This window comes from Pseudomonas sp. ME-P-057 (assembly GCF_030208975.1).
GTDB lineage: Bacteria > Pseudomonadota > Gammaproteobacteria > Pseudomonadales > Pseudomonadaceae > Aquipseudomonas > Aquipseudomonas lutea.
In genome coordinates this window covers 44,268-65,950 of the sequence record NZ_JARVSX010000002.1, presented here as the reverse complement: position 1 = coordinate 65,950, position 21,683 = coordinate 44,268, and the positions used below count along the sequence as shown (strand labels likewise).

The following is a 21,683-nucleotide window of genomic DNA, read 5'->3' as shown; positions in this document are numbered from 1 at the left end:
ATCGTCCGATGAGACGTGTCAATCACCAGAAATTAGTGAACTTCGCTGGTTAAGTCAAAAAACCGTTCACGGTCAATTTTATGGCGTACACGTTTTTTGCCATCAAACTGGCGTCAACCAAACAGATGGTAAACCTTTGCAGCACTTTTCGCTCGCTGGATCTGCGACATTTCGTCGACGATTGCTTGACGTTCGCCTACAGCCACGTCGATAAGCTTGCGATAGACGCCTAGCAGCTCTTCCAGATTGGTCCGCAACTCGGGCTCATCGTTGCTGGCCTGACTGATGACTTCGTCGACACAGGCCCGGCAGGCCATATCGAGCTGGCCGATTGCCTCCCAGTCACGCTGTTCGAGAGCATCGACCAAGGCTTCGCGGGTTTCTTCGATTCGCTTGAGTGCAGCGCTCATGGGTCTCTCCTTCAGAGCACGGGTTGCTGATCGCCGATCGCATCCCAGCCTTCCTTGAGCGTGGTCAGCAGGCCGCTGACTTCGTCAAGAATCCTGGGATCGGATTTGATGTTCGACTCTGCCAGACGCTTCATCATGTAGACGTACAGGTTGTCGACATGGGCCAGGGCTTCAGCCTGTTTTTCCATATCCAGACCTTCGCGCAGACCGCCGATGATCTCGATCGCCTTGCCGATCAACAGGCCTTTGGCGGGAATGTCCTTGCGCTCGATGGCGCCTTTGGCCTGAGCGATGCGGTCCAGGCCGGCTTCCATCAGCATCTGCACCAGGCGGTGAGGCGTGGCCACTGCGGTCTGGGCATGTGAATTGACCTTCTGATACTGCCGAAGGGCTGCCATACGGTTCATTGTCTTACCTCGCACAACTCGAAGTTTCTATATTGAGGGTATCGACACGGCCTGAAAAAACTTTAAGGCCAGATGCCAAAAACCCGGCACGGAGGCCGGGTCTTGTTCAGCTCGTCAACGATCAAGCGTTTTTCTGGGCGTTCAGCGAGTCAAAGAACGACGTGATGTTGGTGGCGGAGGCTTTCAGTTGTCCCACCAGCAAATCCATCGCGTTGTACTTGGCAGTCAGGGTCGCCGTCAGGGTCGTCACGCGCAGGTCGAGTGCGGCTTGTTGATCCTGAAGGTTGCTCTGCTGCTTGTTCAGACTGGTCTTGCGCGTGTCGAAGATGCCGCCGGTCTGGGTGTAGGGCGTCACGGCCGCGTTCATCCGGGCCAGCAGACCGTTCTTGCCGTCGCCGGTACCCGTGAACAGCTGCTGTACGTCACCCGCCAGGCCTGCGTCCATCGCCGCAGTGAATTTCTTGTCGTCCAGAGTCAGCTTGCCGTCGCTTTGCCCGGTGGTGATGCCCAACTGGGACAGCACGGACAGCTGGCCTGGCGCACCGGTGGTGACCAGTTCTTTGCGCAACGCCGAAATGATCGCGCGCGGCATCGCGTCGCCGGTCAATGAAGCCGGTGTCACCGTGGCGCCGGTGGTTTTGTCCGGGGTGTCACTCACTGAGGCTTTGGTCACCGTCGTCACAGCGCTGAGCACGGCGTTGTAGGAATCGACGAACGCCTGCAGCGACGCTTTCAGGTTGTCGGTGTTGGTGCTCACCGTCACTGTGGTCGTCGTGCCGCCACTACCTGGCAGCAAGTTCATCGTTACCCCGCCGAGGGTCTTGTCGACGGTGTTGCTTTTGCTGGTGACTTGCAGCCCGTTGATGGTCAACGAAGCGCTGACTGGCGGCTTGCCGATGTAGCCTGCCGACGAGGCGGAATTTGGATCAAGCGCGTCGGTCTTGCCGATGGTGAAGCCGGCAATGCTGCTGTTGGTGGTGATTTCGGAATCGGCACCTGTCACCGTCGAGCCGAAAACCAGGCGCGTGCCCTTGTCGTCAGTGATGATGTTGGCACTGATGTTGGTGGTTTTCGTGTCTTTGTTGATCTGCGCCGCGACCGAGGCCAGGGTGGCCCCCTCCGGAATGGTGTAAGCCTTGGAAATGCCATTTTGAGTGAGGGTAAGGTCCCCACTCGGAATGGCACTGGTGGCGCCGCCGGCAAATGCAGCCGTGGCAACGCTTGAACTGGTGGCAATGTTCTTTACTTCAATCGAATAGTTACCGGGCACTGCGGTGTTATCCGAGCTGACGGTCATCTTGGTTTCGTCAGAGGACTTCGCAGCGTAGCCAGTGAATTGCAGTTTACTGGTGGTGCCGGATGGCGGATTGACCAGCGCCTGGAAAGCCGCCATCGCCGATTGCAGCGTACCGATGCCCGACAACTTGGTGGTCACCAGCTTGGTCTGGGTGGTGATCTGGGTTTGCTTGGCGGTTTTGTCGGAGTTGACCAGCGCGGTCACGATTTCCCCGATCGCCAGGCCCGAGCCGAGGCCGGTTGCAGGTGTAATTGGACTAGCCATGTGAGTCTCCTTTCGCTTGTGGTTGGCAGTGTGACGAGCACGCGATGCACAGGTATCGCGTCCACGCTGGGTGCCAATTAAACTTTTGCGTCAAACAACAGGCTGTTTGCGTTCTTGAGACTGTCAGCGAGTTTCAACGCTTCGGCGGACGGCAACTGCCGCACCACTTCACCCGTTTCGGTGGCAATGACTTTCACCACAACTTTCCCCGATTTGTCGTCGATGGAAAATTCCAGATTGCGATGAACCGATTGAAAGAACTGTTCCATCTGTTTGACTGCGGCTTCCAGTTCTTCCGACTTTTCACCAGGTTCCGAGTCTTTTCGCGTCGAAGTGTCCGACTGCGCTGCGGCGGCAGGAGCAGAAACGACTTGAGGCGCCACGGCTGGCTTGTCAGCAACCACAGGCACCGCGGGCATCGACTGGATCACTGGATAAGCAAAGTTCGGCCTGCTACTTATTTCCATGTCCACTCACCTCTTGAACGTAAAAAGCGGGAGAGCACGCAAGCATACTCCCCCGCCAAAACTCAAACCGTGATTACTGAAGCAGTTTCAGTACAGCGGATGGCAGCTGGTTAGCCTGGGCCAGAACAGAGGTGGAAGCCTGTTGCAGAGTCTGTTGTTTGGTCAGGTTAGCGGTTTCAGCGGCGAAGTCGGTGTCTTGAATACGGCCCAGTGCAGCAGTGGCGTTTTCGTTAACGTTTTGCAGGTTGGAAATGGTGCTGGTCAGACGGCTTTGCGAAGCACCGAGGTTTGCACGAGTGCTGTTGATCGTTGCCAGAGCAGCGTCAATTGCAGTGATTGCGTTGTCGATGTTGGTGCTGGCGGTGGCGCTGGTGCCAGTGATCGCAACCGAACCGCTTGCAACCGACAGGGAAGTAGCGTCGAACTTGGAGCTCAGAACCAGGTCGATGCGGTTGGCCGAGCCAGTGCTCGAACCGACTTGCAGGGTCATGGTGCCAGCCGAACCGTCCAGCAGGTTCTTGCCGTTGAGGTTGGTCGAAGACGAGATACGAGTCAGTTCGTCGGACATCTGACCGAATTCAGCGTTCAGAGCGGTACGGTCAGCCGTGCCGTTAGTGTCGTTTCGCGACTGAACAGCCAGTTCACGCATACGCTGCAGAATGTTGGTGGACTCTTGCAGAGCGCCTTCAGCAGTCTGAGCCATCGAGATACCGTCGTTGGCGTTCTTGATTGCAACAGTCTGGCCGCGGATTTGCGAAGTTTCGCGAGTGGCGATCTGCAGGCCGGCTGCGTCGTCTTTAGCGCTGTTGATTTTCAGACCGGAAGACAGACGAGTCATCGAAGTCGACAGTGCATCGGAAGCTTTTGACAGGTTCTTCTGAACAGCCAGGGAAGCTACGTTGGTGTTTACGCCTAAAGCCATGATGAATTCCTCGTTGGTTGGGTACTGCGGCTTTCCGGCCCTGGCAAGCGCCGGGTGTGGCCTAGAGAACCTACATAATGTTTATCGTCGCGGTTGCCAGGAGCTTGAGGGCTTTTTCAAAATTTTTTGCCACCAGAGCGCCACCCCCGCAGAGTGTTGTCCGGGGATACACAACGTTTCGGCCCAACCCCTTGAAGCTTTAACCGGACTCGGCATTTTGTTAACCAGTGCACATAAAGAGGGGCGCGCCCCAAGGCGCGCCCGGTGTGGTTGCCCTCTCTATAGAGAGGCTTTGGTTACTGCAGCAGCTTGAGAACGGCGGCTGGCAGCTGATTGGCCTGCGACAGGATGGCCGTGGACGCTTGTTGCAGGGTTTGCTGCTTGGTGAGCTCTGCTGTTTCGGCGGCGAAGTCGACGTCTTCTATCCGTCCGCGCGAAGCGGTGACGTTCTCGACGATATTGGTGATGTTGGAAATGGTCGAGGTCAGCCGGTTCTGCTTGGCGCCCAGTTCGGCGGTGGCCGCAGACACCGTGGCCAACGCCTTGTCGATCTGGATGATCGCATCGTCGATGTTTTTAGCTGTCACGGCAGATTCCAGCTCCAGCTCCGCTTTGGTGGGCTTCAAAGGGTCAACTCGCGTGAGCCCCACGTAGATGCCAGACCCGTCGATTTTCGGAGTGATATCGTCCCCGGCTTTAATGTCTCGGCTGCCGACCGCCAGCGGCTTGTTGGTTGCGGCGTCGCCAAGTTCCGCAGTCACCGCCGCGGTGTCCTCTTTCGCGGTGAACAGCGCCTTCCCGGAGAAGTCTTCTGTAAGTGCTACATCGATTTGCTCATCAGGCCCCGTGTTGGCGCCTACATGAAAAGTTAAAATGCCCGCGCTGCCGTCCAGCAGTTTCAAGTCCTGACCAAACTTGGTGCTGCCGGCAAGGCGATTAAGCTCCGCTACTTTTTCATCAAACTCTTTATTGGAAGCGGCCCGATCACTTGGGCTGTTAGTTCCGTTTTTGGCTTGCACAGCCAGCTCACGCATCCGCTGCAAAATACCAATGGACTCTTGCAGCGCGCCTTCGGTTGTTTGAATCACAGAGATGGCATCGTTTGCATTTCTGGCTGCTACAGTGAGCCCTCGAATCTGCGTGGTAAGCCGGGTGGCAATCTGCATTCCAGCTGCGTCATCTTTGGCGCTGTTAATGCGCAGACCAGAGGAAAGCCTCGTCATGGCGGTGCTTAGGGAGTCGGAAGAGCGGCCCAGATTTCTCTGTACCGACAGCGACGCAATATTCGTATTAACAGTTAAAGCCATTTTTAATTCCTCGTTGATAAGAACGGAAAGGTCTCGAACACTCGGGGAAGTCCCTTTCTCCCGAAGAACTTACTGTCCACCTATCGACGAGCCCTGCATGGGCTTTAACCCACAATCGCCCACCACAGACTTTCAACCCCGACAACTGCAGGGGTTAAATGCGCCTAACTATTTGAATAATCCGACAATAAAAAAACACTAAAAAACAACCGGCCGCGCGCGCTGTTTTCAGATAAAACTGAAACTAATGTAGGAAGTTTCTTTCACTGTATTCTTAATGGAAACGGCGTTCAGAACAGCTCTACAAACTCTACTTCAAGCCAATCTGCCAACCCTATCCAGTCCTGACGTTCCTGACACGCCAGGATTTCGCCCAGCACTTGCGCGCCCTTGGCCTGGTCGACAGCCGACATTTCACCGAGCAACGGCATTGAGCGGTCAATCAGCTCGACCATTTTCAGCGCCCCTTCGATGTCGCGGCCCAGACGGAACAGCCGCGCGCAATCGCGCGCCTCGTCAATGGTGGCTTGATGCAGGGTCATGGTGCGGTCCAGTCAGGGTCGAAGTGGGTGCCGGCGATGAGCGCGCCATCGCGGCTGGTGTTGAAGAACGCCACCTGCGGGTGGCGAACGATGTAGCGCTCGAGTTCGATCAGGTAGCTGCGAAAATTGAGCTGCGTCTTGACCTTGTTGCCGCGCCCGTCCCGCACCCAGTGTTTGGCGATGCTGGATGCAGGGCCGAGGTCGCCGTCCTGCCAACCGGTGTGGGTCTTGCCGCCGGGGAAGGCGAAGTCGGCGCCGAACAGGGTGACGCGCGCCGCGCCCATTTTCACCGCAAGGTCAACGGCCGGGTGGATGACGCTGCCGCCCACATGCAGTGTGGCCCGGGGAATCTCCGCGCGCAGCCGGGCGTACAGCGGACTGGCGGAATAGCCTGCGTAGCGCGGCCCTTGCCACCCTTCGAGCATGGCAACGTCCTGGCCGGGCAGATACACCAGCGCAACGCCGGCCGAATCGTCGGAGGGCAAGTGCCGCGAGGTGATGCGATGGTCGATGGTGACAACGATATCGACCTGGATGCCCTGGTTGCGCAACGGCACGTAGGCGGTGTCGACGCAGATGATCAGCGGCCGCTCGGCGCTTGTGGAGGCCTTCAGGAGGCGCGGCAGGTGTTGTTGAAGACTCGGTCCCGTGGCGATGACGAACACGTCGCGCCCCGGCTGGGCAGCGAACAGCGCAGCGACATCAGTGTCGCGTTGCAGCAGGTCCCTGCCCTGCTCCAGCAAGCGCGCGTTGTCCGGCGTGTCTGCGGCAAACGCCTCATTGTTGAAGCTGACGTGGACCTCGCTGACCAGGCGATCACGGATGCGTGCGCTGGTGTCATCAGCGAGCACCAGCTCGGCGGGCAAGGCGAAAAATGGCAGCTGGATTTCGTCGCGGACGTCGGCATAGGCCAGCGTCACTCGCGGGTCCGACAGCCAGTCGTGCTGATCCAGCAACTGCAGCACCAGTGCGCACAACGCACCGTTGAGGATATGGACATGCAGGCATTGCAGCGAAGGCTCCGCCAGCATCACCCGCTGCAGATCCCCCAACGCCGTGCCGTAAACATGCACCACCGGGCTGTGGACCGGAAGACTGTGCGCCTGGGTCAGCGCTTCGGCGAAGCGGTCATGGCGACTGGTGAGCTGAACACCGTGGATGCTCAAGGTCGATTCACGACCTTCCAGCAACTGCGCGGGAACGGACCCGGCGTCTTCGCCGCACAATCGCTGGGCCACGTCCGGCCAGCGTTGCTCGATGACAGCGAGGTTGTGCTGAAGTATCTCGCTCAAGACGGCAATCCTTTTCCGGTGAGGCCTGCAAAACGCACAACGGCGACCTGAAATTCAGTGTCGCCGTTGCGCAGGCCGGGTACGGCCGGGTGCAGCGCTGTCACGGACGATATAGGATCGCCGAGCCCCACGACAAGCCCACGCCGAAGCCGCTGACTGCGATGCGTTTCCAGCTGGCGTTCATCACATGCTTTTCAAGCAGCAGCGGAATGCTGGAGGAGACCGTATTGCCGGTTTCGAGCATGTCCTTGACGAACTTCTCCGGCGCCTTGCCGTCCTCGAAACGACGGGCGACCGCATCGACAATGGCGGCGCTGCCCTGATGGATGCAGAACGCGTCGACGTCCGAAGATTGAAGGCCGGAGTCCGCCAGCAACTCGTTGAGGTGCGCCGGCACTTTGACCAGAGCGAAGTTGAACACCTGACGGCCGTTCATGTAGAAGGCGCCGTCGGTGGTCTTGAGGAATTCGGCGCCAGAGCCGTCGGTGCCGAACTTGGATTTGCCCAGCTGCCATGGGGCGTCGTCGCTCATCCAGGTGGCGGTGGCGGCGTCGCCGAAGAGCATCGTGGTGTTGCGGTCTTCGGGGTCGACGATCTTGGAATACGGGTCGGCGGTGACCAGCAGACCGTTTTTCAGCCCGGTCGCTTCCATGAACCCCTTGAGCGCGTAAATGCCGTAGACGTAACCCGAACAGCCCAGGGAAATATCGAACGCGGCGACGTGGGTGGGCAGGCCCAGCTTGTGCTGCACGATGGCGGCCGTGTGCGGCAGGCCCTCTTCGTCGCCGTTCTGGGTGACGACAATCAGCGCGTCGATGGAGTCCCGCGACAGCGCCGGGTTGTTGGCGAACAGTTGGTTGACCGCTTCGACACACAGGTCGGAGGTTTCCTGGGCATCGTCTTTGCGCGGCAGAAAAGCGGAACCGATCTTGCCAAGGATGAAGTCTTCATCCTTTCCGAATTTGGCACCCTGGGCGTAATTGTCGACGCCGGCTGTGGGCACATAACTCGCTATGCTCTTGATGCCAATCATCATGGCTTCCCAATAAAAAACTGCTGAACATCACCCGGCGCCATTAGGCGGGGCGTTGAAAATTCGGGGGCTTGCGGCCTGGTAGAGAGGCGACGCATACGCCAGGGCGACACCAGAAGTCACTCTGCAATCAGCCCGTTGACGTCACGGCCCGCCAACACGATACAGTGAAGATGCGCGTTATGACCCACAGGTCACCAAAAGTTTTACATGCTTTTAGCTGACCGACGGGTGCTGCGCAAGGCCGGATTGCCGCTCAGACAGGCAATTGACATGAAGATGTCATCGGAGTGTGGCGGGTTGTAGGACCGGCTTCAGCCGGGAAGAGGCCCTTAGGCGCGCTCGCAAAACCAGCGAGCGAAACCTGATATTTGTAGGAGTGCGCTTGCCCGCGAAGACTGTGTTCCAGACGCTGGAGAATTCTCGGATGTACCGGCCCCTTCGCGGGCAAGCGCGCTCCTACAACGGGGCTGCGCTGTACGCACCCTCGGCCGTAACGCATCGATTTTGCGCCGTAGAAACCCTCGCCGGCCACACACCGGTCGTTCGAACCTGGCATTTGTAGAAGCGCGCTTGCCCGCGAAGACTGCGTTTAAGACGCTAAAAATTTATCGGATGTACCGGCCCCTTCGCGGGCAAGCGCGCTCCTACAACGGGGCTGCGCTGTACGCACCCTCGGCCGTAACGCATCGGTTTTGCGCCGTAGAAACCCTCGCCGGCCACACACCGGTCGTTCGAACCTGGCATTTGTAGAAGCGCGCTTGCCCGCGAAGACTGCGTTTAAGACGCTAAAAATTTATCGGATGTACCGGCCCCTTCGCGGGCAAGCGCGCTCCTACACCGGGGCTGCGCTGGAACACCCCCGGCGCCAAGCATCGGTGTTTGGGTGGTACGCACCCTCGGCGGTAGGCACCGGTTTTGCGCTGTGTGTCCTCTTTCTTAACCGACCACTTCCCAATTCAACGCGGTGCCGCGTTTCAAGGCGTGGCGTGCCTTGCGCCCCAGCACGGCGTCGATGTGCTTAGGCGCCAGGCCCAGGCCGGGGCGAATCGCTCGGATGTTGTCTGCGCTGAAAGCCTCGCCTTCGGCGATGTCCCGCACCACATAGAGCGAGCGTCGGTACTGCAATGATTTCTGTTCGGCTTCGGTGGCACCGTATTGCACGTGGCCCATGCCGGCCCAGGCGCGCTCGGTTTCGACGACCAGGCTGGCCATCTCCGCCGGTTCGAGGGAAAAACTGGCATCCACGCCGCCATCGGCACGGTCGAGGGTGAAGTGTTTCTCGATGACCGTTGCGCCCATGGCCACCGCCGCCACCGACACGCCGACGCCCATGGTGTGATCGGAAAGGCCCACCTGGCAGCCAAACAGCCCGGCCAGATGAGGAATCGTGCGGATGTGGCTGTTGGCCGGTGTTGCCGGATAGGTGCTGGTGCATTTAAGCAACACCAGGTCTTTGCAACCCGCTGCCCTGGCCGCGCGCACGCTTTCGTCCAGTTCGGCAATGCTGGCCATGCCGGTGGAAATGATCATCGGCTTGCCGGTGGCCGCGACCTTGCGAATCAGCGGGATATCGGTGTTCTCGAAACTGGCGATCTTGTAGGCCGGCACGTCGAGGGTTTCCAGAAAGTCTACGGCGGTCTCATCGAACGGAGTCGAAAACGCAAGCATCCCAAGCGCTTTGGCTCGCTCGAAGATCGGCGCATGCCATTCCCACGGCGTGTGCGCCTGCTGATACAGCGCATACAGCGAGGTGCCGGCCCACAGGCTGTTGGGGTCCTTGATGAAAAACTCGCCCTCGGCGATGTCCAGCGTCATGGTGTCGGCGGTGTAGGTCTGCAGCTTCAGCGCGTGGGCGCCCGCTTTGGCGGCCGCCTCGACGATCCGCAGCGCCTGATCCAGAGACTGGTTATGGTTGCCGCTCATCTCGGCAATGATAAACGGCGGCGCGTCGGGGCCGATGCTGCGGGAACCGATCTTGAAATGACTCATCGTTGCTCACTCACTGAACTGATGTGGGCCGGCGCCGGGCCGGTCCGTGAAAAAGTTGCCGGGCGACGCTTCATGCGCCCTGCCCTGCTGCTGCGCCACGATCAATGGCGGTCAACGCTTCGGCGATCCGCCTGGCACCACGGCCGTCGACCAAACGCCTCGACGCCTGGGCAAAAGCGCGACGCAACGCCGCGTCACCGAGCACCTGCGCGATGCCATCACGCAGTTGCCGAGTGTCCAGATGTAGATGCGGGCCCAGGTACAGGTGCACCCCGGCCTCGGCGAGCAACTGCGCGTTGAGCTGCTGATTGTTAGCCACCGAAATGCACACCGTCGGCAAGCCCAGCGCCGCGCGCTCCCAGGTCGTACCGCCGCCCGCGCCGATGAACAGATCCGCCGACTGCATCAGCGCAAAAAAATCGCCGGTCAGTGTGTGCAGCCGCCAGTAAGGTCGAGAGGCGGCAAGCTCGCTCATTGCCTGCCAGTGCGGGTTATGCAGGCCGGCCACAAAATCCACCTGAACCTCGTCGAACCCGTCCAGCGCCTGCATGGCGGCGAACACCTGCCCGGCCGCGTCGAAACCGCCAAAATTCACCAGCACCCGTTCAACCAGGGGTTTGATAGCAATTGGTTCACACTGAAACTCGTCGCGCAGCAATGCGAATCGCGGGCCCAGAAACGTATGACATTCAGGCCCGACCCACTGCGCGTAGGGTTGATCGAGCACCTGGGCGCTGAAATTCTGATCCAGCAACAGCTCGACCGCGTGGGGCCGATTGGCCAGGTCATCGATGGCCATGATTCGGGCTGCAAACCCGCGTGCCGCCTGCTCCCAGCGCGCGTCCAGCCCGTAGTGATCGACAATCAACCAGTCGAACGGGGGCTGCCCCTGCAATTGCTCACCCAAGGCAGACACATCTGCCCGCCACGGCAGCGCCGCTTCGATGTCCTGATCTTCGTCAGCCTGATAGCGAGCCGGCAGCGCGTACGTCACGAAGCCCTGATCGGCCAGGCGCTCCAGCAGGTGTCCGGTCAATGCGCGACAGGCAAAGCGCACATCGGCGCCCATGTTTTTCAGTAGATGGGCCAGCGTCAGGCAACGGGCAATGTGACCGCTGCCAATAGTCACGGAAGCGTCGGCACGGATCAGCACGCGCATCATTCCAGCTCCCCGCCTGCCTTCAGCGCAGCGTACAAATATTCTGCGCGCAGCCAGTCCTCAGGGCTGTCGATGTCCTGCACCAGATGCCGGGGCAGGATCACCGGCAGGCTGAGTTCGGAAAAGACCGTGTCGCCGCGCAACCAGGCATCGCTGCGACCCCAGTAAAACTGCCCCGCATCCTGATAAGCCACTGGCAGGTCCTGAGAGCGCACGCCGCGAAATTCCGGGTACATGGCGTTCACGCAGCCATCGCCGTCAATCAACAGCGCCCGCTGCACCGGAAAGCCGAAGCTGGACACCGAGAAGGCATAGGATTTTTCCGGCGCCGCGTGCAGTGCTTCATAGCCCTGACGGAGAAATCGCGCCTGCAACAACGGCGCAGTGGCGTAGATGCAGCAGGCGTAATCGAATGGCTGACTGAGACTGCCCGCGACGGACTGAAGCGCATGCTGAATGACCGCCGCCGTGCCGGTATGCGCATCCGCCAGATGGGCAGGACGCATGAACGGCACCTCGGCACCAGAAGCGCGGGCGACGTCGGCGATTTCTTCGTCGTCAGTGCTGACGATGACGCGGTCGAACACCCCGCTTGCCAGCGCAACGCGAATGGAATGGGCGATCATCGGCTCGCCGTTGAACAGTTTGATGTTCTTGCGCGGGATGCGCTGGCTGCCGCCGCGTGCGGGAATGATCGCAATGGCGCTCACGGTCGACGGCCTTTCATGACAGGGCGCGCATCAGTTGGCCGCCCGCGCCGTTTCGCCGAGCAGGCGGCGCAGCTGATCGACCACTTCATCCTGCTGAGCGTCGGTCATCGCCGGGTACAGCGGCAGGCTGATGGCTTGCGCGTAATACGCCTCGGCCTCGGGAAAATCGCCGGCCTTGAAGCCCAGCTCGCGGTAATAGGGCTGCAGGTGCACCGGAATGTAATGAACGTTCACACCGATGCCGGCAGCGCGCAGCCCTTCGAACACTTGCCGATGACTCAATGTCAGTCGCTCGGTCTGCAGCCTCACCACGTACAGATGCCAGGCGGACTCGGCGCCGGGCTGGCTGGTGGGCAAGCTCAGGGGCAGGTCCGCCAGCAGCGTCTGATAACGCGCCGCCAGCTCACGGCGACGGGCCAGAAAAGCCTCCAGCTTGTTCAACTGTGAGAGACCGAGTGCCGCTTGCAGATCGGTCAGGCGATAGTTGAAGCCGAGCTCGATTTGCTGGTAGTACCAGGGGCCATGACTGGCTTCGTCCATCTGCGCGGCATCACGGGTCATGCCATGGCTGCGCAGGCGGCGCAGATGCTCGGCGAGTTCGGGCCGATTGGTCAGCACCAGGCCACCTTCGCCGGTGGTGACGATCTTCACGGGGTGGAAGCTGAACACAGTCATGTCGGCGAATTCGCCGCAGCCCACCGGACGCCCTGCGTAGCGCGCGCCAACGGCATGAGAGGCGTCCTCGATCACCACAAACCCGTAACGACGGGCCAGCTCACCGATCGCACGCATGTCGCAGCTCTGGCCGGAAAACGCCACCGCGACCAGCACCTTGGGCAGTCGCCCCGCAAACTCGGCCGCGTCGAGCTTGCGCGCCAGCGCGGCGGTGTCGAGGTTCCAGGTCAGCGGGTCGATGTCGACAAAATCCACATCGGCGCCGCAGTAGCGCCCGCAGTTGGCCGAGGCCAGAAACGTGTTCGGGCTGGTCCACAACCAGTCACCCGGGCCGAGACCTGCCGCCAGGCAGGCAATGTGCAGCGCCGCCGTGGCGTTGCACACCGCCACGCCAAAGCCGGCCTCACAGCGCTCGGCCATGGCGTTTTCGAAGCGCTCAAGGGTCGGCCCCTGGGTCAGCCAGTCGGACTTGAGCACGTCCACAACGGCATCGATATCAGCCTGATCGACGCTCTGCCTGCCGTACGGAATCATGGCGTGACGTCAGCGTGCAGCTCGCCGATCTGGCGGATCGACAGAAAGTCCGGGTTGGTGTCGGAGCGGTACTCAAAGTCATCGTGGACCGCCTTGCCCTGTGCGCCGGTTGCATCGACGGCGAAGTCGGTGTCGACGTTGTTGAAGCGAATCGACGGCACGATGGTGTAGTGATCGTCGAACTCCAGGGTCATGCGCGCGTCGTCCTGCGGCACCATCAGCTCGTGGAGTTTTTCGCCGGGACGAATCCCGACGATCTTGTGCGGCAGCTTCGGGGCCATGGCCTGGGCCAGGTCGACGATGCGCACCGAGGGGATCTTGGGCACGAACACTTCACCGCCGTGCATGCGCTCAAAGCTCTGCATCACGAAATCGACGCCATGGTCCAGGGTGATCCAGAAGCGTGTCATGCGCGGGTCGGTAATGGGCAGCTCGGCCGCACCGCCGGCCAGCAGCTTGCTGAAGAACGGCACAATCGAACCGCGCGAGCCAGCGACGTTGCCGTAGCGCACCACGGCGAAACGGGTCTGCTCTTCGCCGCCGATATTGTTGGCGGCGACGAACAATTTGTCCGACAGCAGCTTGGTGGCGCCGTAGAGGTTGATCGGGCTGGCCGCCTTGTCGGTGGACAGCGCCACGACTTTCTTCACGCCATTGGCGATGGCGGCCGCGATGATGTTTTCCGCGCCATTGACGTTGGTGCGGATGAACTCGGTCGGGTTGTATTCCGCCGCGGGCACATGTTTGAGGGCCGCGGCATGGACCACGTAATCGATGCCGCGCATGCCCTGCAACACCCGCTCGGCGTCGCGCACGTCCCCGAGGAAATAGCGCATGCAGGGGGCGTTGAATTCCTGCTGCATTTCGTACTGTTTGAGCTCATCGCGGGAAAACACCACCACGCGCCGGGGCTGATAACGCGCCAGCAGCGTGCGGATGAACATCCGGCCGAAGGAGCCGGTGGCACCGGAGATGAATACTGATTTGCCGTTGAACATGTTGAAGTCCTTAACCTGGGGGCGACCTTAAGCGATCAGAGCCATCCAATCCGCACGCGACGTGGTGTCGAGGGCGAAACCCTGCCCTGACAAGCTCATGTTCTGGTTATAGGCCAGATCATGACCGAACGCTGCGGTCCATTCTGCCTGCAAGCGCGCCAATGCAGCCGGCGCCTGTTTTGTTTCGCCCGGATGCACGACGTGAACCTGAGGTGTCCAGACCGTCAGGAAACCGCTCTGGCCGATCTTCAGGCAGAAATCCACCACCGCGTAAGCGTCGCCGTAGTGCGCCTCATCAAGACCGCCCGTGGATTGGAACAACGACTTGCGCACCATCACGCAGGCAGGCGATACCGCCGAATAGTTTTGTTCCAGCACCAGGCGCTGCATGTAACCGCTCGCCTCTTTGAGCTCGCCAATAAACGCCGAACCCACACCGCCATTCATCCCCAGGATAAGGCCCGCGCCCGTCACGGTGCCGTCGCGATCAATGAGTTTGGGGCCAACCACCGCCACTTCGGGGCGCATCGCGTGATTGAGCATGGCGTCGATCCAGTTCGGGTTGACCACCTCGCTGTCAGCTGCGAGCAGCACCAGATAGTCGCCGTCGGCGTGTTGCGAGCCTGCGTTGTACAGCGCAGCCTCGCTGAGGACAACCTCGCTGCGCAGCACACGGATACGTTTGTTCTGCTGTTGCTGCCGGTCCAGCCATTCATGGACCTGCGGTGACTGGCTGTGGTTGTCGACGATCAGCACGTCGTAGCGCGTATAGCGAGTGCGTTGCAGGATGGCCGTCAGGCAGCGCTGCAACTGGTCAAGGTTGTCGTGACTGGGGACGATCACGGTCACTTGCGGACGCTCGGCGTGGCGATAGTCGATCTGCCAGGTGCCGGGACGGGCCGAGGTGACGTGCGCCTTGTAGCCCAACACGGTCAGGTGGCGTGTGATCGCAAGACGCTCGTCGCTGTTGTCCAGGCCTTCGGGCGATGCGCTGATCAACAGCGGTTCGTCCAGGTGAGCCAGCCACGAAGGACCGCCCTGCTCGATTACTCGCAACAGCAGATCGAATTCCAGCGCGCCGGTGAAATCAGCGCTGTAACCGCCCGCGTCCAGCAATACGTCCTTGCGTATCAGCCAGTGACGCGCCATCAATCCCGGGTTGCGCAGCAGCAGGTCGAGGTTGAAGCCCGGTCGCAGGACATCTTTCAACGCGCCATGGGACTGGCGATGGATCTCGTCACCGGCGACAGCGCGGACATCGCTCGCGCCCTGCAGCTCCAGCGCCGCACGCAGCAGCCCGCCGGGCAGGAACTGGTCACCGGCCTCTACCAGCATCAGCCAGCCAGAGGCGATCTGCCGGGCAACCTGGTTGAGCTTGTCGACGTAGTTGCTTTTGCTGACTTTGACGAAGTGCAGCGTGTTCTGAACAGACGTCGCCACGGGCGGTTCGCCGGTGGTGAAAACAACGATGCGGAAGGATTTGTAGGCACCCTCGACGAGGCTGTCCAGGGTCACCTGAAGTTTGCGCATGTCGTCTTCGAGGTCCAGCAGGAAGATCCCGAATTGCGCACCGCCACCCTCCGCCGCCAGACGGGCAACGGCCCTGGCGGTGACGTCGGCATCCGGCCGGCGCCCTTCAAGCCAGTGCAACAGCTGACCGGACGCGGTGGCATGCAGCAGGTGCTGCCGGTCCTCGGCGCCCACCGCTTCAAGACGCTCCAGCCACTGGCGCATGCCTTGCGCCTCCTGGGGCTCGTCAAGATGAGCCAGTTGCTCGGCGAGCCGCGCGACCACCGTCGTGTTGAACACGTTGACGTCCAGCGCTTCCCACAGCCGCTCGGTGATGGTCTGCGCGGTGTCGTTGTCGTGCAGCGTCAGCAATTGCGCCTGCGACACCCACACGCCTTCCAGCTCGGCCCGCTGCGCCGATCCGGCCGGCAGCGCACCCATCAGAAATTCGATATCGGCGAGACGGTCGAAGAACGGCTGGTTGTAGAACGGCAACTCGACATACTGGTTGACCCCAAAGCGCCGAACGGGTCCGCTCAGGGGGCTTTTCCAGCTGGATTCGATGATCAATTCGTGGGCCGAAGCAGCGTCTTCGCGCACGCACTTGAGCAGGGTATTGAAACTGTCGAGCACGACGGCGCGCGCGGTGTTCGCGGCATCACCGAGGGCAACACCTGACAGGGAGGCGAGGAAGTCGGCGAACGACTCGCGGGCATTTTTAGACACCGGGTCGGCGTCGCTCAGCGCGGCAATGAGGCTGGCCTTGTTGCGCGCAGGCGCGTTGGTCTGCTCGCGGACCGCGAAGGCCAGAGGCAGCACTCGCCCCTTGGCGCGGGCAATCAGAAACCAGGCCAGGCCGATGCCCTGCCACACCTCAGCGACAGCGTCCGGCACCGCGCTGCACCAGTCGCGCAGCAGCTCGGTGCGCATGACCGCCTGCGCCGGAGTAATGAAAGCCGCCATTGCCTGCTGGACGCGTTCCTCGGCGGAGTCATCGCACACATCTTCCGGTACCTTTTTGTCGCGACGGAAATACTCAACCTGGCTGCCGGTGTCGCGATAGCTCAGGGAATAACCGTGGCAGAAACCGTAATCGGGGTTGTCCTGCAGAAAGCTCACGCTCTCGGCCAGCGCGTCCTCCATGAGGAAGTCGTCGACCCTGGCGAGGGTCACGAAAGGTGTATTCACCCGCTCCAGCGCATGGGCCAGCGCCTGTACCGCACTCGCCTCCGCCAAATGCGGCGCATGGAGAACCGTCACCTCCGGCGCCAAGCCAGCCCCCACCGACGGCGCCTCGACAGACGTATCAACAACCAGCAACGGCCCGGCGTATTCCCGGTAAAACTGCAATGTGCGGCGCAAGAAATCAGGCTGATCCCGCGAAATCACCAGCAACGTATTGTGAGCGTTAGCCAAAGCAGTTTTTTTGACGCTGGATACTGAAGTCGTAACCCCGGACATTGCCCATCCCCACCGAATTAAAAGTCGAGGTCAGTAATACCGGCCCCACACGCCATCCCCCGCGCCGGAAAACACGCGAAAGACAACAGAATGAAGGACGGGATTGCAGGAAACGCGCCAGCTTGTCACGGGACAGCGGGACCAGAGCGCGGAGCGTCACGGGTGAGTGTCCACGCGGATCGTAGGACCGATCGACACCCGAACGTGATCCCCGGTAGGAGCCGGCTTGCTGGCGAAAGCGGTGGGTCAGATATGAAGACGCAGCTGGGAGCAAGCATTCGCCAGCAAGCCGGCTCCTACAGAGGGGTGTGTGCAGCCAAAACCGGTGAGCATGCCGTGGCATTAGTAAAGGCGTCACTTACCTGGGCCTGAATCCATATCTTCAGAGGGACGCGGAGCGTCCGGACCGGCGTTACCACGCGGAGCGTGGGAACGATCAGAAAACAGCGGGACCAGAGCGCGGAGCGTTACGGGTGAGTGTCCACGCGGATCGTAGGACCGATCGACAACCGAACGTGATGCCCGGTAGGAGCCGGCTTGCTGGCGAAAGCGGTGGGTCAGATATGAAGACGCAGCTGGGAGCAAGCATTCGCCAGCAAGCCGGCTCCTACGGGAAAACGCGTCTATCCAGCAGGACCGGCTTTAACCGGGGAGCCACTAATCTGCATGTGATCTACCCCCGACCTGCATTAATCTGCCGCGATTTGCCTTTGATCTGCGGTTGATCTGCCTTTGATCTTCAAACACATAACGTCCAGACGACACCCATCGCGACTTGGGTGCAGGCTGAACGCAGGTTTTGCGCAGTGGGCCGAGCCGCAGGGATGCGGCGAGAGCGCCGTCAGGACATGGATGTCCGTTCGGCGCGGGCCCACGGAGCAAGACCGGAGAAAGGAACCCCGACGAAGGAGGGGCCAAACCAGGAGCACAAGCCCTTGGCTGCTCTTTGAAACCGAAGGCGGGGCTTTATCAAGTAACTCGCCGAAGGCGAAACAGTCTGCCCCCAGGCAGACGCCCTTGCCCTTGCCCTTGCCCTTGCCCTTGCCCTCGATCTACCAACCAAAAAGCCTCAATCCGCAAGCCACCCATTAACCCAATACTGCAAATTGTCACCCCGCAACATGAAATCGCGCATCACCACCTCATGCAACTCATCACCCATCCTGTAACTGGCCTGCGGGTCAGCCAAATGCATACGAATCGCCTCAAGCCACTCCTCAGTCGTATTGCCCGTCAACCGCGTACACGGCAAATACCCCCGATACGCCTCAGTGTCCGTACAAATAACCGGATAACCACACGCGCCATACTCCAACAGCCGCAGATTGCTCTTGCAGTCATTGAAAATGTGATACTCCAACGGCGCCAGCGCCAGATCCAGATTAAGGCTCGACAACTTCGCCGGGTACGCCTCCAGACTCACCGCCGGGTGAAACTCCTTCAGGAACGGCCGCAGATCCGCAGGGCACATCCCGAAGAACACCCAATCCACCTCGTCCGCCAACTGGCGAATCACATCCGCAATAATCTCCAGATCGCCGCCATGGCTGGTGCCGCCGCCCCAACCAACGCGGGGCTTGAACGACGTCCGGCGCTGCGCACGACGGCCCGTCCACAAATGCGGCGCGAGCATGTTCGGCACCACGCGAATGTCGTGATGCATCGAAGACAGCGCGTTGCCCAACGCATGAGTGGACACCACCACGCGGTCGCACAGGCTGATACCCCGCTTGACCACCGCCTCCAGATTGGTCGGCATGTGCCGGCCGTGGGCGTTTTTCTTGGGCACGCTGATCACGTAATCGTCCAGTTCGAAGATGCGTCGGGCGTTTGAAAACGTCTTCAGACGCACCGTGTCCTCCATCGACGCCTCGTGGTATCGACCCTGCAGCACGATCACATCCGGCGAGCGGCGTTCAAGCTCGATGGTGGTCGGCGCGTCGTAGGCAATCTGGCCAATGATCCGGTCAGCCGCCGACAGCTCGATAAACGGCTGGGTCACCCGGTAATGGCCGACCGCAGTAGCGTTCATCGGCAGTGCCAGGACGCTGGGCAGTGAGCGTTCGGAAAACGGCGACCACCCGGTACGCAGGCCAGGGTCCAGGCGGAAGCTATAGGCGTCCAGGGTGAGGCTCGGGTTATACGCCGGGTCGCGGGCGATGATCGGTAACCAGCGCAAATACAGCGCTTCAAGCTCACGGGTCTGACGCTGTTGGGCTTCGTCATCGCGCGTCTTGACCGGCGCTGCGCCCAGCGCCATCACCGAAAACGGTGTCCACACCACCAGGTAGCCCTGCTCTCGCACACGCAGACACAGGTCGACTTCACTGAACGAGTCGGCAAAGGCTTCGGCATCCAGCGCGCCAACGTGCTCGAAAACGGACCTGCGCACCAGCAGGCAATCAGGCCCGACGGCGCTCAGGTCCTGAACCACTTGCAGGCGCTGCATGTAGCCCGCTGCATCGAGCGATTCGCCGTAGAACGGCGTCGCCGCGGAGTTCTGCAAACCGAGGATCACCCCGGCGTGAACAATCGCCCCGCTGGCATCGAACAGCTTGCCGCTGACGACCCCGACCTCCGGCCGCTGGGCGTGATTCATCAACTCGCCGAGCCAGTCGTCCTGGGTCACCACCGCATAGGGATTAAGCATCAGCAAGTACTCGCCGCGCGCGTGTTGCCCAGCCAGGTTGCGCAACGCCGTGGGGCTGAGCACCTCGCCGCTGTACAGCACACGAAACGTGGCGCTGCCCATGTTCGCCAGGCCTTCAAGCCAGCCCAGGGCCTCGGCGCTGTCGCTGCCGTTGTCGACGATCAACAGCTCGTAATGCGGATAAGCGGTTTTTTCCAGCAAGCTGTCGAAACAGCGTTGCAGCGCCGCCAACTGATTGCGATGGCTGACGATGATCGACACCAACGGCTGCTGCGCATGCTCATAGTCAATCCGATTGAGCAGCGGCTGGTTGCCCTGGCGCAAGTGATGCTCGATGCCGCAGCGCTGCAAATGCGCCTGCACCACCCGAGGGTTGTGTTCGATGACCTCGTCCGAGATCAGCCACTGGCCCAGCGCGAACTGGCTTTCCACCAGCAAATCGGCGATATGACCGATGGACTGGGCGCCATCGTTCTCCACCAGTCGCCAGATCACGTCATGGGGCGCCAGCTCGCCGAAGCCAGCATCGAAGCCACCCAGCGCGATGAACCGCTGGCGCTCGAAGGCAAGCACTCGGCCCACATAGGGATAGCTGCGCAAGAAGTCCAGATTGAAGGCGGGTTTGAACACCGGCTCGGCGGATTCGCCTTCACGCAGCGCGCCTTCATCGCTGTAAAAACAGCGCACCTGCGGAGCATTAGCGATGCGGTCGGCGAGGGTCAACAACGCGGGCGCCACCAGGCGGTCGCCAGCACGCAACAGGTAAAACCAGTCCGCGCCTTCCAACTGAGGCAGCAGGCCATTGAGCTGATCGGCCCAGTCGGCTTGAAGCGGCAACTTGAACAGGCGCTCTTCCAGCACCGGCTCGGTGACCGAACCGGTCAACATCACCGTCAGCTCGGCGGGGTAAAACTGCTCGGCGAGGCTGTCCAGCGTCAGCTTGCGCCGCGCGCTGCTGCCGTGTTCGTCGATGACCACGGCGACGATCTTCGGCTGCACGGGCAAGCGTCGCAGCCTGTCGGGCAGCAAGGCTTGCTGATGCGCGTTGAAGGTCCGGCAACTCAGCCACTGGGCATACAGTTCGGCAAAGCTCTGGCTGTCGACGCCCACTTTAAGTGGCAGCACGGCCTGTTGGCTGCCCAGGGTCCGGCTCAACGCCAGCTCCTCCCAGACCCGTGGCTGCCGCTCGGCATGGTCCAGCTCGACGTAACGCACCCATCCCTGGGCGGGCGGTGGTTCGCTGGTCCGGGCCTTGAGCATGTCCACCAGCCAGGTCAATTCGTTGGCAGCGGCGATGCGCATGGCTTGCTGGCGGCTGAGGCGCTCGGGGTGCAGGCGCTCGACACTGAGCACCTGGTTGAGCACGATCAAATTGCCGCGCCGCAGCAGGCAGGTGTATAGCGCCAGATCCAGCATGGCAGCGAAGCCTTGATCCTTACCGGTCAAGGCAGGCAGCAGCTCCTGGATGTCGGCGCGGCGAAACATCGCGCTGGTGAAGCTGCCGAGGAAGTTGGACGGAAAGTTCTCGAAGATCGCCAGCATGTCGGTGCCGAGAAACAGCGAGTCCTTGGGCGCGACCGGCGTGTTCTCCAGACGCGACGGCAGCTGAATGCTGTCAGCGTCCCAGAGAAAGCGCTGCGCCAGCACCAGGTTGGCGTCGGGATTGGCAACGAACGCCTGCGCCTGCAAGGTGATACAGCCAGGGAACAACCGATCGTCATCGCACAGAAACTTGACGTACTCGCCCTGCGCCTGCGCCAGACACTGCAGCAAATTCCCCACAAAACCGAGCCGCTGCGGGTTGCGCACGTAGCGCAGCTCAACGTTGCTCAAAGGCGTGAGGGTGTCGACGATCTCGCGTATTTCGCTGCCAGGGGAGTCGTCGCAAACGATGACTTCCAGACGCTCATAGGTCTGGGTCAGGGCGCTGGCCAGGGCGGTCTGAAAAAACCGAGGGTTGTAGGCGGGGATGACGATGCTGACGAGGGGAACTGAATTCACAGGCAGACTCACGAGCGGTGCCGGCCTTCAGCGCGAAGGGCCGGCCTAACCGC

Annotated in this window: 16 protein-coding genes; all 16 read right to left on the bottom strand. The window is 61.0% G+C overall.

The window, feature by feature from the left end; translation table 11 throughout:
- Positions 1-113: 113 nt before the first annotated feature.
- The 16 genes from fliT to QRN48_RS01525 all read right to left on the bottom strand — a co-directional run bounded on the left by fliT (position 114) and on the right by QRN48_RS01525 (position 21,630).
- Positions 114-410, bottom strand: a complete 297-nt coding sequence (gene fliT, locus QRN48_RS01600; protein WP_037011578.1) for a flagellar protein FliT — start codon at positions 408-410, stop codon at positions 114-116.
- 11 nt (positions 411-421) lie between these two features.
- Complete coding sequence (gene fliS / locus QRN48_RS01595; protein WP_037011580.1) at positions 422-817, bottom strand: flagellar export chaperone FliS; 396 nt, start codon at positions 815-817, stop codon at positions 422-424.
- A 121-nt stretch (positions 818-938) separates the two neighbouring features.
- Entirely contained in the window at positions 939-2,378 is a 1,440-nt protein-coding gene (gene fliD, locus QRN48_RS01590; protein WP_285348537.1) for a flagellar filament capping protein FliD, read from the bottom strand.
- A 77-nt stretch (positions 2,379-2,455) separates the two neighbouring features.
- A complete protein-coding gene (locus tag QRN48_RS01585; protein WP_037011584.1) occupies positions 2,456-2,845 on the bottom strand; it encodes a flagellar protein FlaG in 390 nt (129 codons plus the stop codon).
- A 73-nt stretch (positions 2,846-2,918) separates the two neighbouring features.
- Positions 2,919-3,767 (bottom strand): flagellin domain-containing protein, encoded by an 849-nt coding sequence (locus QRN48_RS01580; RefSeq protein ID WP_037011586.1) that lies wholly within the window; start codon positions 3,765-3,767, stop codon positions 2,919-2,921.
- Between the two features lie 296 nt (positions 3,768-4,063).
- Positions 4,064-5,074 (bottom strand): flagellin N-terminal helical domain-containing protein, encoded by a 1,011-nt coding sequence (locus QRN48_RS25215; protein WP_285348534.1) that lies wholly within the window; start codon positions 5,072-5,074, stop codon positions 4,064-4,066.
- A gap of 290 nt (positions 5,075-5,364) precedes the next feature.
- A complete protein-coding gene (locus QRN48_RS01570; RefSeq protein WP_037011589.1) occupies positions 5,365-5,616 on the bottom strand; it encodes a hypothetical protein in 252 nt (83 codons plus the stop codon).
- The gene (locus QRN48_RS01565; protein ID WP_285348533.1) at positions 5,613-6,908 is read right to left on the bottom strand and encodes a motility associated factor glycosyltransferase family protein; all 1,296 of its coding nucleotides are present in this window, start codon (positions 6,906-6,908) and stop codon (positions 5,613-5,615) included. Before QRN48_RS01565 ends, QRN48_RS01570 begins: the two co-directional genes overlap by 4 nt.
- 100 nt (positions 6,909-7,008) lie before the next feature.
- A complete protein-coding gene (locus tag QRN48_RS01560; protein WP_037011592.1) occupies positions 7,009-7,941 on the bottom strand; it encodes a ketoacyl-ACP synthase III in 933 nt (310 codons plus the stop codon).
- A gap of 939 nt (positions 7,942-8,880) precedes the next feature.
- Positions 8,881-9,933, bottom strand: coding sequence for a pseudaminic acid synthase (pseI, locus tag QRN48_RS01555; protein WP_037011596.1), 1,053 nt, complete (start codon positions 9,931-9,933; stop codon positions 8,881-8,883).
- 70 nt (positions 9,934-10,003) lie between these two features.
- Complete coding sequence (pseG, locus tag QRN48_RS01550; protein ID WP_285348531.1) at positions 10,004-11,095, bottom strand: UDP-2,4-diacetamido-2,4,6-trideoxy-beta-L-altropyranose hydrolase; 1,092 nt, start codon at positions 11,093-11,095, stop codon at positions 10,004-10,006.
- Complete coding sequence (pseF, locus tag QRN48_RS01545) at positions 11,092-11,802, bottom strand: pseudaminic acid cytidylyltransferase (protein WP_285348529.1); 711 nt, start codon at positions 11,800-11,802, stop codon at positions 11,092-11,094. The genes pseG and pseF overlap by 4 nt, the downstream gene beginning before the upstream one ends.
- Before the next feature lie 30 nt (positions 11,803-11,832).
- Positions 11,833-13,011, bottom strand: coding sequence for a UDP-4-amino-4,6-dideoxy-N-acetyl-beta-L-altrosamine transaminase (pseC, locus tag QRN48_RS01540; protein ID WP_285348528.1), 1,179 nt, complete (start codon positions 13,009-13,011; stop codon positions 11,833-11,835).
- Entirely contained in the window at positions 13,008-14,009 is a 1,002-nt protein-coding gene (gene pseB, locus QRN48_RS01535; protein WP_285348526.1) for a UDP-N-acetylglucosamine 4,6-dehydratase (inverting), read from the bottom strand. The genes pseC and pseB overlap by 4 nt, the downstream gene beginning before the upstream one ends.
- A gap of 27 nt (positions 14,010-14,036) precedes the next feature.
- Complete coding sequence (locus tag QRN48_RS01530) at positions 14,037-16,934, bottom strand: TIGR00180 family glycosyltransferase (protein ID WP_285348524.1); 2,898 nt, start codon at positions 16,932-16,934, stop codon at positions 14,037-14,039.
- Between the two features lie 1,114 nt (positions 16,935-18,048).
- Positions 18,049-21,630 (bottom strand): glycosyltransferase, encoded by a 3,582-nt coding sequence (locus QRN48_RS01525; protein ID WP_285348522.1) that lies wholly within the window; start codon positions 21,628-21,630, stop codon positions 18,049-18,051.
- Positions 21,631-21,683: the final 53 nt, after the last annotated feature.